Annotated in this window: 10 protein-coding genes; 5 read left to right on the top strand and 5 right to left on the bottom strand. The window is 43.4% G+C overall.

Translation table 11 applies throughout. The features are described 5' to 3' along the window. Window positions 1-134: 134 nt before the first annotated feature. A complete protein-coding gene (locus tag ACSX1H_RS07185; protein ID WP_439183163.1) occupies window positions 135-2,114 on the top strand; it encodes a thioredoxin domain-containing protein in 1,980 nt (659 codons plus the stop codon). Window positions 2,115-2,232: 118 nt separating this feature from the next. On the opposite strand, the gene ACSX1H_RS07190 is transcribed toward ACSX1H_RS07185, so the two are convergent. From ACSX1H_RS07190 to ACSX1H_RS07200, 3 genes are all read right to left on the bottom strand, one after another. Next, window positions 2,233-3,801 carry a M56 family metallopeptidase gene (locus ACSX1H_RS07190; RefSeq protein ID WP_439183164.1) on the bottom strand — a complete coding sequence of 523 codons (1,569 nt, stop codon included), beginning with the start codon at window positions 3,799-3,801 and terminating at the stop codon, window positions 2,233-2,235. Window positions 3,802-3,808: 7 nt separating this feature from the next. Continuing rightward, window positions 3,809-4,180: a BlaI/MecI/CopY family transcriptional regulator gene (locus tag ACSX1H_RS07195; RefSeq protein WP_439183165.1), complete on the bottom strand. Its 372-nt coding sequence runs from the start codon at window positions 4,178-4,180 to the stop codon at window positions 3,809-3,811. Between the two features lie 86 nt (window positions 4,181-4,266). Continuing rightward, window positions 4,267-4,818 (bottom strand): flavodoxin family protein, encoded by a 552-nt coding sequence (locus ACSX1H_RS07200; RefSeq protein ID WP_439183166.1) that lies wholly within the window; start codon window positions 4,816-4,818, stop codon window positions 4,267-4,269. A gap of 346 nt (window positions 4,819-5,164) precedes the next feature. On the opposite strand from ACSX1H_RS07200, the gene ACSX1H_RS07205 reads away from it, so the two are divergent. Further along, entirely contained in the window at window positions 5,165-6,079 is a 915-nt protein-coding gene (locus ACSX1H_RS07205) for a porin family protein (RefSeq protein ID WP_439183167.1), read from the top strand. A gap of 12 nt (window positions 6,080-6,091) precedes the next feature. Next, on the top strand, window positions 6,092-7,633 hold the full coding sequence (locus tag ACSX1H_RS07210; protein ID WP_439183168.1) for a WG repeat-containing protein: 1,542 nt from the start codon (window positions 6,092-6,094) through the stop codon (window positions 7,631-7,633). 14 nt (window positions 7,634-7,647) lie between these two features. On the opposite strand, the gene ACSX1H_RS07215 is transcribed toward ACSX1H_RS07210, so the two are convergent. Further along, window positions 7,648-8,142, bottom strand: coding sequence for a hypothetical protein (locus tag ACSX1H_RS07215; protein ID WP_439183169.1), 495 nt, complete (start codon window positions 8,140-8,142; stop codon window positions 7,648-7,650). Between the two features lie 320 nt (window positions 8,143-8,462). Continuing rightward, on the bottom strand, window positions 8,463-9,071 hold the full coding sequence (locus tag ACSX1H_RS07220) for a DUF3267 domain-containing protein (RefSeq protein WP_439183170.1): 609 nt from the start codon (window positions 9,069-9,071) through the stop codon (window positions 8,463-8,465). A 437-nt stretch (window positions 9,072-9,508) separates the two neighbouring features. On the opposite strand from ACSX1H_RS07220, the gene ACSX1H_RS07225 reads away from it, so the two are divergent. Then, the gene (locus ACSX1H_RS07225) at window positions 9,509-11,560 is read left to right on the top strand and encodes a copper-translocating P-type ATPase (protein WP_439183171.1); all 2,052 of its coding nucleotides are present in this window, start codon (window positions 9,509-9,511) and stop codon (window positions 11,558-11,560) included. A 12-nt stretch (window positions 11,561-11,572) separates the two neighbouring features. After that, entirely contained in the window at window positions 11,573-11,962 is a 390-nt protein-coding gene (locus ACSX1H_RS07230) for a DUF302 domain-containing protein (protein ID WP_439183172.1), read from the top strand. Window positions 11,963-12,049: the final 87 nt, after the last annotated feature.

Below are 12,049 nucleotides of genomic sequence, written 5' to 3' on the forward strand. Positions count from 1 at the left end.
GGGGCAAACAAGCTCCCCGGCCATTGAACTTCCAATACCACCAGCTGTTGTTATTATAACCCTGACGTCAGCACAATCGGCGGCCGTTTTTACTGCCCCTGCTGAACCATTGGGCGCCACAAAATAATACATCTATGCCTAGCAATCAATTAATACACGAATCCAGCCCCTACCTGCTGCAACATGCCCATAACCCCGTTAACTGGTATCCGTGGGGCAACGAGGCCTTACAAAAAGCCAAAGCAGAAGATAAGCTGCTGCTTATTAGCATTGGCTACTCGGCCTGTCACTGGTGCCATGTTATGGAACAGGAGTCTTTCGAAGATGACGCGGTGGCGCAGGTAATGAATCAGCATTTTATTTGTATCAAGGTCGATCGAGAAGAGCGCCCCGATGTGGATCAGGTGTATATGGAAGCGGTGCAGCTGGTGAGCGGAAGAGGCGGCTGGCCTTTAAACTGCTTTGCCCTGCCCGATGGCCGGCCGGTATGGGGCGGCACCTATTTTCCCAAAGCCCAATGGCTGGCGGTGCTGCAGCAGCTGGCCGACCTGAACACCACTGGCAAAGAAAAGCTGATGCAACAGGCCGAAGCTTTAACGCAGGGCATCCGTCAACTGGAATTGCCATTGGCCCAGGCGGATGTAACCGCCGATATTTATCAGGCGCTGCAAGCAAGCCGCACCCGTTTCGACGATCAATACGGCGGCTTTGGAGCGGCGCCAAAATTTCCCATGCCGGTGGCTCTCAAACTGATTCATCAGGTGGGCTATCTGCAAACAGATAAATCGCTGCTCGACTTTGTTTACCTGACCCTCGACCACATGTCTTCCGGCGGCATTTACGACCAGGTTGGTGGCGGCTTTGCCCGTTACTCAGTGGATGAGCGGTGGTTCGCCCCCCATTTTGAGAAGATGCTGTATGATAATGCCCAGTTAATTTCGCTGTACAGCCAGGCTTATAAAACCTCGCACCAGCCCCATTACCAACATATTGCAGAGAAAACCATTGACTTTGTAAAAAGAGAACTCACAGCGCCCGAAGGTATTTTCTACTCGGCGCTGGATGCCGACAGCGAAGGCGAAGAGGGCCTTTTTTATGTATGGACCTACCAGGAATTAAAAGAAATCCTTGGCGACGATGAGCATTTCTTACGCTATTTCAACATTACAGAAAGTGGTAACTGGGAGAGCGGTAAAAATATATTGCATGGCAACAGGCCGCGCAAAGCCTATGCCCTTCAGCACCATTTAGACCCCGACGGTTTTGAAGCTACTGTCAGCAAGGCGCTTGAAAAACTTTTTACCGTGCGACAGCACCGCGTTCGACCCGGTTTGGATGATAAGGCCCTTACCTCGTGGAACGCGCTGATGATTGGCGGCTTGTGCGAGGCGTATCAGGCTTTTGGTGAAGAGGCGCATCTGCAAATGGCCGAAAGCGCCATGAACTATTTACTCAGCCATGTTCAGCAACCGGATGGAAGCTTACTGCGAACCACCAAAAATGGGCGTAGTAAAATAACTGCCTTTCTGGATGATTATGCCTTTATGATTGATGCGCTTATTGGTTTGTATGAAGTGACCTTTAACGAACGCTACCTCAACTCGGCTAAGAAACTGGCGGACTATACCATTGGTGAGTTTTACAATGCCACTGCGCAGGTATTCTATTACACCGCCAAAAGTGGCGAACAACTGATTGCCCGCAAAACGGATGTGCAGGATAATGTTATCCCCTCGTCGGTGGGGGCCATGGCCAATAACCTGGTGCGCCTGCACCAATTGTACCATCTGCCCGACTATGAAACCATCGCCCACACTTTAATAGCCAAAATGAGTCAGCAGGCGGAGGAGCATCCCACCTATTATGCACAATGGGCCTTGCTGGCCTATTTGCAGAATCAGCGTCAGGAGATGGTGATTACCGGCGAGCAAACACAGGGCTTCCGAAAAGAGCTACAACAACAACTGCGACCGGGCGCCATCTATGCCGCATCGCTTGACGGAACATCAAAACTGGAAGTGTTACAAGACCGGTTTAAAGAAGGCGCCACTTTAATTTATAAGTGCCAAAATAAGACCTGTGAGCTGCCGGTAACGGCGCCGCATAAACTATAAATCGGTGTTGAGCAACAGCGCATCCTCTTCATTAAAAGAGAATGCCTGTTTACAAAACATGCGGACCATCGTGTGATGTCCGCATGTAACTAAAACCATTTATAAAATTCAATTCGATCTAATTATCATCATCTAAAACACTAGGATGCACGCCATCTACCTCAAAGACTTGGTCATCTTTACTTAGCACTAGTTTGGTTCTATCTTCGTTGTACTTTACTCCAAATCCTTTACTTTTAATATTTTTTATTGCCGTAGCCCTTTGCTCTTCGGTCATATTTACAATCTTTACACTCCTCTGCCCTTCTTTTATTTCGGGCTCTTCTCCATTTAATGAGAAGTTAATGGGTATAGTATAGCTGACATTCACTGTTTGTCCTTTCTGCTTGCCGGGCGTCCATTGCGGCATTGACGAGACCACACGAACAGCCTCATCATCTAAAATAGAATGACCACTACTGCGAGCAACTTTCACATCTTTTACCTTGCCATCATCGGCTACAATAAAAGTAACGTAAACACGCCCGCTGGCGTTTGCCTTTTGAGCTTCCTCAGGATAGACCACAGAGCTGGCAATGTATTGACGCAAAGCCTCTTCGCTACCCGGAAACTGTGGCATCTCCTCCACCACAAAAAATACGGGACCTGTAACTGTTTTCAATTGGGCATTGGTATTTTCAATGGCCTCCTTTATCTCCGTTTGTTCTTCTGTCAGAGCGGGTTCCTCATCGCGCAGCTCGCAGGCGAATAGTACGGCCACCATAGAGAGGGTCACCATAGCCACTACTGATTTCAGACTGAATAATTTTTGACTATTATCTTTTTTCATGTGTTTTCTTTTTAGTTGCAACGGCCGCTTGGAAGTCACCTCATCGGTGTCTGAGCAATTTGCAGATTCCATCACGACGCGTTTCATCATGGTAAAACGTTTTTTTGTAAGAGACTGGTTGAAATTGTTCACCGGCAACAAGCGGGCACCTGTGGCCTGAAACAGTAACAACTCCTTGTAACTTGTAGCTGAATACCCTTGTGCCAGCACTTGCTTATCAGCCTGAAACTCGTGCAATTCTTTGAGCAGACTGCGCAGGAACCATGCAAAAGGGTTGAACCATTGAATAACCAGTAGCAATTCGAGCAAAAGCACATCCCAACTGTGCCTGAGCCGAACATGTGTGAGCTCATGAATCATAATTTGCTCCAATTCCTTTTCGGAATAGCGCGACTGATTCACAAACACCACGTTAAAGAATGAAAAAGGATTGAACTGACCGGGCAAGTCAGCCACTTTGTATCCAACGAAACTAACCAACTTCACTTTACCGGCTAATCCGCCCAAACGGACAAAGCCATAAAGCAGGCGCAGCAACAAACCGAGGCAACCAACTATATACAACCATTTAAAAGCCGACGATTGGGCCACAACCGGCACAACCGTGGCTTTTGTGTTTTGAGCATACACCGTAATAGCACCAAGTACGTTGCCAACATAAACATCGCCCTCTGCCACCGCGCTCCGATAAACCGATATGCTTACCAAGGGAGCAACCGTTGCCACCAGCAAAGCGAGCAGTAGGTAAAAGCGATTGAATTTAAAATGGGGATCGTAATGCAATATCCCACGGTAGAAGATCGTCAGCAAGCCCAATATCAGCGCCGATTCAAATAAATAGTTTACGATTAGGTTCATGGCGTAGTTATTCTTCTTTATTTAAATCCTTTTTTACATCATTCAGGAGCTCTTCCAAATCATTAATGTCCATCTTATCTTCTTTGGCAAAGAAGGACACCATGTTTTTAAAAGAATCCTGAAAATAGTTCGACATAAAGCGCTTCATAAAGGCCTTCTGATAACTTTCTTTTGTCACGATTGGAAAATACACGTATCCTTTGCCCATCTTTTCATGATCGACAAAACCCTTGCTCTCGAGAATGCGCACAATGGTAGATACAGTGTTGTAAGCCGGTTTGGGATCCGGCATCAGATCGATGATGCTTTTCACATTGGTTTTGCCCAACTCCCATAGTTTTTGCATCACTTGTTCTTCTGCTTTGGTTAATTCTTTCATTCTTTTCAACTAAATCATTAGTTCAAATGTAGTGAATATTTTTATCCTTCAAAACTATTTCACTAAATTTTTAGTTGAACGGGTATTCAGGCCACCTCTTCTTCCATTATTTTCTCAACCAAATCCCGAATACGGTCGTGCTGTTTGGCATCATCCTTCACATCTCCTTCCTCATAAGCTTTAAGGGCTACAGCATCGATGTACTCAACTCCCAAAGCCTTAAAAAAACGTTTAAACTGCTCAATGGTAATATCACTGTCCTCCACACCCGAACCGGCAGGCAACAATAAGGCCGCCCGCTTACCATATAATTTCTTGTTGGCAAAATAAGGTCTGAAACGGTCGATCAGCAGCTTGGTTTGCGCCGAAGGTCCAAACCAATAGATGGGGGTTCCAATGATGATCACATCCGCCCATTCAATGTGTTTATACAGAAGGGTCATATCATCGAGCTGACTGCACTCCATATCATCATACTTACAAAGCCGACAGTCGAGGCAGGGTTCAATACGGTGCGTGTACAAGTAAAAGCTTTTACATTCGGCCCCTTTTGTAATTAAAGCAGTGGATAAGATAGACACCATGGTGGAGGTATTACCATTATAGCGCGGACTCCCCATAAATATTGCAACATGCATAGGCTTAGTATTAGATGAGTATAAATGACAAGTTACTAATGTTTTATTACTTTTTCTATGTGTTTTAGATGATGACTTGTAACAAACAGGCACAAATGCGCGTCCTACCTTTGATTAAAAAAAATACAATAGCCACCATTGACCAACTAATGCAACTGTTTCATTGCTGCAGCTGAACATGTGAATTAGCTGGACATTGTATCCTGCCCAGCGGGAGTGGTTAGGAGTAATAAAAAGAACCAGATGAAACGAACCCGTATATTTTAATTGGAATGCTGCACACACGCGCATGCTTAAAATTTGTTGGAGAGGTCCATATGGCAAATAAAAAGTAAAATTAAAACTCATGAAAAAAGAAATCCAAATCATACTATTGGCACTGTGCCTGCTTCCTGTTGTCAGCACCGTGCAAGCTCAAGAAAGTGAAAAAAGCAAAGGCATTGTTTCGGTGGAAGAAAAAAATGGCAAAAGCATTGTAAAGGCACCGGGAGTTAAGGTGGAAGTAGATGAGCTAAACGACACCATCACAAAAATAACCATTGGCAGCCGCCGCTTCGAAATAATTGAAGACTACAATCGTTCGCGCATTCGCATGGTGCGAGTACCCCGCGAAAAGTTTAAAGGCCACTGGGCCGGCTGTGACATTGGGTTTAATGGCTACTTCACCTCCGACTTTTCGACCGACCTGCCGTCCGATGCGTTATTTATGGATTTGAATGGTTCCAAATCAGTCACCTTTAGCATCAACTTCTTACAATACAACATTGGACTGCAACGCCACAAAAATAATTTTGGAATGGTACTGGGCGCCGGATGGACTTTTTATAACTACCGCACCGACCTGCCCTACACCTTCGAGCGCGATGCCTCAACAGGCCGCACCATTGGTGTACCGGTACCTGAAGAACGAAGTGTAGAAAAAAATAAAATAACCACTTCATTTATTAACATTCCGCTGCTGTTCGAATGGCAAATACCCGCTTCGGAACCCTACCATCGCTTCTATGTGTCAGCCGGTCCTTACTGTGGATTCAAAATTGGCGGACACACTAAACTCGTTTACAAGGAAAATGGCAACCGCACCAAAGATAAAGGCCGGGATGATATTAACCTGACACCCTTTCAGTATGGAGCCATGTTCAGAGTTGGTTACCGTTTTATTAACCTGTATGCCACCTATAACTTCTCCACCTTTTATACAGACAACAGAGGCCCCGAATTATATCCGTTTACCATAGGACTGTCACTTATCCAATTTTAAAAGACCACAATTATGCCTAAGCAATTTGTCGCTATACTGTTCATTCTAATCCTATCAGGCTTTCAGGCCATCGGACAAACTATTCAACCCGATGTGGCAGCTATCTATGAGCGTCACTGGGAGATTGAAACAGGCATTTACCGGGTGATGAAAGATGGCAGGGTAGGCATTGTCCGCGCTGACGGACAGATAATAGTTCCCTGCGAATTTAACCAGGTATGGAATCTGGATGACAACGGGTTTTTCAGAGTTCTGAAATCAGGAAAAGCAGGTGTTTACCACATCAGTGGCCAAATCATTATCTCGGCCGAATACGATCAGGTGTGGCCCTTTCAGGAAGGACTGGCTAAAGTGCTCCGGCAAGGAAAGCTTGGCTATTTCAACAAGCAGGGCGAACAAATTATTCCCTGCGAATACCAACAAATATGGGCCTTTGAGGAGGGCAAAGCACGCGTACTAAAAAACGGGAAAGTGGGCTACATCACCGCTTCAGGCAATGAGATTATCCCCTGCGAATACCAGCAAATATGGACCTTTGAGGAAGGTAAGGCTCGTGTCCTGAAAGATGGAAAAGTAGGCTACATTGATGCATCGGGCAATGCCATCATCCCGCCTATCTACACACATATTTGGGCCTTTAAGGAGGGCAAAGCCAAAGCCTTACTCGATGGCAAAATGATATGGATTGATGAAATGGGCCGGGCACTTGATTTGCCAGCTCCTGAAAATGACTATGCCCAGGCTGAAGACCAGCCTCAAAACACCAACGAAAAAGAAATCACCATTGAGGATGACGAGGGGAACAAAACGTACATTAAAATTTTAGGCAGCAACATCGTTATTAATGAAGACGGCGATAATACTTACATTTCGATTGGTGAAAAAGACCGTATCCGCTATCAGAAAAAACAATCCCATTTTAAGGGACACTTTACCGGACTGGATCTGGGGTTTAACAACTTTATGGATGCCAGTGGCAGCACCCATCTGTCTGGCGACAATTCTTTTATGGAGCTCAATGCAGGCCGTTCAAGAAGTTTTGCCATAAACCCTTTGCAGTGGAGCATTGGCCTTAATAAACAAGGCAATATCGGGCTGGTAACCGGCTTAGGAATTGAATGGAATAATTACCACTTCTCCAACCCAATCATCCTGTCAAAAAATGCGGAAGGCATTATAAGTTATGAGCCCGCCGCACGTCCGCTGGATAAAAATAAGCTGGTAACCACGCATTTGAATGTGCCTCTGCTATTGGAATTCCAGATTCCAACGCAGCATCAACGAAAACCCTTCTATATTTCGGCAGGTGGCATTGGGGGGTGGCGCATCAACTCCTACAACCGCATTGTGTATGACGATAGCCTGGATCCGCATAAGCAAAAGAAAAAAGGGGCACATAACCTTCGCACATTCAGGTATGGCGGTATGGTACGGGTGGGCTACCGCGCCATCAACCTGTATGGCACCTACTATTTCTCCAGCCTGTTTGAAACAAATAAAGGGCCGGAATTGTATCCGGTGTCGGTGGGCTTAAGCCTTTATCTGGATCTCTGATAATCGTAAAAAACTCATTGTAAGAATAACTCAACCACCAAATTGGCGTGCTCTTTTTGGGCCTTGAGATAAATGGATTCACCTGGTCGCCGGCGATTCTCATACTCCAGATTAGTGGGGCCTTTATACAAAAACACGTCATCCGATAGTTTTTTAAAATACTGGTTTTCGTCCCAGTATTTTAAAAAGCGATCAAGGACCGAAGCGGCCTCTTCATAAGCAATCCGGGTTTTAATCACGCGGTATTCAGAGCGATCCCTTCCCCTATCCTCGCAATAAAACTCCATCACGCGTGAGTCGGTACCAATGTAGTGGAAAAAAAACTCCACCTCACGATAACCTTCCTCCATACTTGGATCCCTCCCATTCAGCTTGGTCTCCACCTGATAATAGGTGTTGTATAACATTGAAGCGGCCAGCAAAATATCACGGTTGATTTGAGGGCTTTGAGCCTGTGAGAACATGGTAAATAAGGTGACCAGGCTAAACGAAAGCGCTTTTTTTATCATGATAAGAAAATTATGACGGGATTAAAAACACCAGAATAACAACAAGTAGACAGAATTACCAGGCAGTACTAAACCACTGTGGCAGATAAAGATATAAAACAAGATGTATTTAACAAAACACTGCCAGAGAACTCATCTATACCCCACTCATGTGAGACAAGCAGGCCTGTACAGTATCCCGTTTTAAGGTATCTGGCCGAAATGTTTAACGAGAATGTAAGATGAAAACGTGATGTATCCGAGTCTGCTTAAACATCAAGCCCATCTTCTGAATATTTACGTCCGATCAACAAAAGTAAAAACTCACCTGCTCATGGTTTTCAGGCTGTTTCCACCTTTCGGAAAATGACACACCCAGCTTCTGATGGATGATCCTGCACCCAATCGTTCATTTTTTCTTTCCGCAGTAAATCAATAACCATAAAATCACCACAGCCCGCCACAGTGAAGAACATACCAAATAAGAGCCATTCAAAGGAGCCATAAATGAGGGCCAATGCAGCAGGTAGCACTCCCAGAAGAATAGCCGGACTGATTGCTCCTGCTATATAATGTTTTACTTTCAACGGTTCTTTGCAATGACAATATGGGGTGAGTAGCTTCCAAATAACCCCAAACCTGATGGAACCAAAGCCCTTTTTTGCGAATATGGCCCAGGTGGCACCATGAATCAATTCATGCAGCACTATGCCAATAAGCATGGCAGCAAAGAAATAGAGCGTGGCAATGGCCACATCCATCGGCTTAATTTGGCGAATAAAATTCAGTAAATCGAAATCTGTCAGCCATATGAAGTAATAAGGCAAACCAAACGCCAGAGCAATCGGGATGAGTATCGCAAAGCCATATATATTGGCTTTTATGATATCGATAGTTAGCGTCTCTTTTTTGAAGTTTTCTGTTTGAGTCATCAGGTTAAATTTTCCCATAAAGGTAGCCAATATAATACAAGTCAAAAAATCAGGCCTTTGCCTTCTCCAATGCTTTCTATTGTATGCTGATATAAACCATCCACAGAAGTTGGATTTATACTAAAAATATTGCCCTTGTCTATACATAAGTCAAAGTTGATCCAATTTTGATATCGACAGTTTTATCAGTAACTTAATCATTCTCATTTTGCATATGAATCGGAAAAAAATAGCTGGCTCATTCATATGAAATTAGGTATTCCTGCATTTTGTCATTCACAAGAACAACTCATACAGCAACAGTAAAAGAAGGATTTGAAATTAAAACATGTAAAATAGTTAAAGGAACTGTACTATGTAAACAAAAATTTAAACACCGCTTAGTATTCTTAAAAAGAGCAATAGTGAAAGATGAAGTTGATAAATAAAAATTTGAAACACAAAAAGCTCATATCATGAATAATCATTCTGAACTTAATGATAAGCACAGAAAACATCACAACAAAGAAAAAAACTCCCACCAGCACAAAGGTCACGAGTCGCACAACCATTCCTCTCACCATGCCATGATGATTAAAGACTTCCGTAAGCGCTTCTGGGTATCGCTTACCGTAAGCCTTCCTATATTGGTTCTTTCACCAATGATTCAGGATTTTTTGGGGTACAATTTAACATTTAGCTTTTCGGGCTATGTACTCTTCGCACTCTCGGCCTTTGTTTATTTCTACGGTGGCTGGCCTTTCTTAACAGGCTTAGTAAAAGAGTTCAAGAAGAAACAGCCAGGAATGATGACCCTGATAGCGGTGGCCATAACCGTAGCGTTTGGATATAGTTCGGCCACCACATTTGGGTTGGAAGGCAAAAAGTTTTTTTGGGAATTGGCTACCTTAATCGACATTATGCTCTTGGGGCATTGGATTGAAATGAAGTCAGTAATGGGCGCTTCCAGCTCACTTCAACAACTGGTGGAAATGATGCCGGCAGAAGCTCACCTGATAACAGATGGAAATACCAAAGACATAAAAGTTGATGAACTAAATAAAGAGGATGTGGTACTGGTACGTCCAGGTGAAAAAATACCGGTTGATGGCATCATTACTGATGGAGAAAGCTCTGTGAATGAATCCATGGTTACCGGAGAATCAAAACCCATTAAAAAAGGAAAAGGTGAGAACGTAATAGGTGGAACCATAAACGGTCACGGCTCACTTCAGGTACAGGTGCAGCAAGTTGGCAATGAGGCATACTTGAATAAAGTCATTAAAATGGTGAAGGATGCGCAAAATAAAAAATCGAAAACACAACACCTGGCCGACCGTATTGCATTTTGGTTAACTCTTACATCACTTACCGTCGGTTTTGGAACACTTGCCTCTTGGTTGATTATTGGTAAACCCTTTGTATTTGCATTAGAACGAATGGCAAGCGTAATGGTGATCACCTGCCCGCATGCATTAGGTCTGGCCGTTCCTCTGGTCGTGGCCATTTCTACGTCCATCTCAGCCAGAAAAGGACTGCTAATTCGAAACCGTACTGCATTTGAAAATGCCAGGAAAATTACCCTGCTAGCGTTTGATAAAACTGGTACTCTCACAAAAGGTAATTTTGGAGTTACCCGATTTGGAGCACTACATAAAAATTACAAAGACAAGGATATCCTGAGCTTTGCTGGTGCACTGGAAGCTAAATCAGAGCATCCATTGGCAATAGGTATTATGGATAAAATAAAACAAGAAGGAATAAAGCTTCCTGAGGCAACAAACTTCAATTCCATTACCGGAAAAGGCATTGAAGCCGATGTAGAAAATAAAAAAATAAAGGTAGTAAGCCCTGGTGCTGTGAAAGAGCATAACCTTAAAATACCTGATGAAGCCTTTAAAAATGAACAGGAAACAATTGTTTTTGTATTGGTGAATGAAGAATTAGCGGGATTTATAGCCATGGCTGACGAAATAAGGGAGGAATCGTACGAAGCTGTACATATATTGAAAAAAATCGGCCTTAAACTTTATATGATGACAGGTGATAATGAAAAAGTTGCCAAAAGTGTAAGTGATGAGTTAGGTCTGGATGGCTATTTTGCTGAGGTATTACCCGACCACAAACTCGAAAAAATTGAGGCCTTTCAAAAAAACGGTGAGTTTGTTGCTATGACTGGAGATGGCATTAACGATGCACCAGCCTTAGCAAAAGCAGATGTTGGTATTGCCGTGGGGTCAGGAACTGATGTGGCTGCTGAAACAGCGGATATTATATTGGTAAACAGTAACCCCCAGGATATTGCATCATTGGTTCTGTTCGGAAAAGCAACCTATAAAAAAATGATACAGAACTTTGTTTGGGCAACAGGATATAATGTCGTCGCCATACCACTAGCTGCCGGTGTATTATATAGTTCGGGAATAATAATAAACCCGGCATTAGGTGCGATTTTAATGAGCCTGAGTACAATTATTGTTGCAGTTAATGCACAGCTTTTAAAACGAAAAATGAAAGTAAACAAATAAAATCAAATAATTATGAAGTACTACATAGAGAAAACATTAGATACAAATTTTGAATCAGCCATCCTAAAAACAAAGGAAGCTCTCCAAAAAGAGGGTTTTGGAGTATTATCAGAAATAGACATCCACAAAAAGCTGAAAGAAAAATTGAATGTTGATTTCAGAAAGTATAAGATTCTTGGTGCATGCAACCCGCCTTTGGCACATCAGGCATTGCAAATAGAAGATAAAATTGGCACCATGCTACCTTGCAATGTGATTATATTCGAACTTGATGATAACCATGTTCAAATTGCAGCCATTGATCCTTTTGCATCCATGCAGGTAGTGGAAAACGACCAGTTAAACCAAATTGCGAAGATCGTTAAAGAAAAATTGGAGAAGGTGATTGCAATAATAAATTAATAAATAGGGATGCCCTGCTCCTTATCCTGTGCAGATTCAATCGTTAACATCAACAACAAATACGAAAAAAGCCACCTCAAAAATTTG

This window comes from Carboxylicivirga taeanensis, assembly GCF_051851475.1.
Classification (GTDB): domain Bacteria; phylum Bacteroidota; class Bacteroidia; order Bacteroidales; family Marinilabiliaceae; genus Carboxylicivirga; species Carboxylicivirga taeanensis.

What these genes read in the sequence shown, in the direction of transcription:
- ACSX1H_RS07185 (WP_439183163.1), top strand. Translation starts at nt 135, where the DNA reads ATGCCTAGCAATCAATTAATACACGAATCCAGCCCCTACCTGCTGCAA.
- ACSX1H_RS07190 (WP_439183164.1), bottom strand. Translation starts at nt 3,801, where the DNA reads ATGAACCTAATCGTAAACTATTTATTTGAATCGGCGCTGATATTGGGC.
- ACSX1H_RS07195 (WP_439183165.1), bottom strand. Translation starts at nt 4,180, where the DNA reads ATGAAAGAATTAACCAAAGCAGAAGAACAAGTGATGCAAAAACTATGG.
- ACSX1H_RS07200 (WP_439183166.1), bottom strand. Translation starts at nt 4,818, where the DNA reads ATGCATGTTGCAATATTTATGGGGAGTCCGCGCTATAATGGTAATACC.
- ACSX1H_RS07205 (WP_439183167.1), top strand. Translation starts at nt 5,165, where the DNA reads ATGAAAAAAGAAATCCAAATCATACTATTGGCACTGTGCCTGCTTCCT.
- ACSX1H_RS07210 (WP_439183168.1), top strand. Translation starts at nt 6,092, where the DNA reads ATGCCTAAGCAATTTGTCGCTATACTGTTCATTCTAATCCTATCAGGC.
- ACSX1H_RS07215 (WP_439183169.1), bottom strand. Translation starts at nt 8,142, where the DNA reads ATGATAAAAAAAGCGCTTTCGTTTAGCCTGGTCACCTTATTTACCATG.
- ACSX1H_RS07220 (WP_439183170.1), bottom strand. Translation starts at nt 9,071, where the DNA reads ATGGGAAAATTTAACCTGATGACTCAAACAGAAAACTTCAAAAAAGAG.
- ACSX1H_RS07225 (WP_439183171.1), top strand. Translation starts at nt 9,509, where the DNA reads ATGAATAATCATTCTGAACTTAATGATAAGCACAGAAAACATCACAAC.
- ACSX1H_RS07230 (WP_439183172.1), top strand. Translation starts at nt 11,573, where the DNA reads ATGAAGTACTACATAGAGAAAACATTAGATACAAATTTTGAATCAGCC.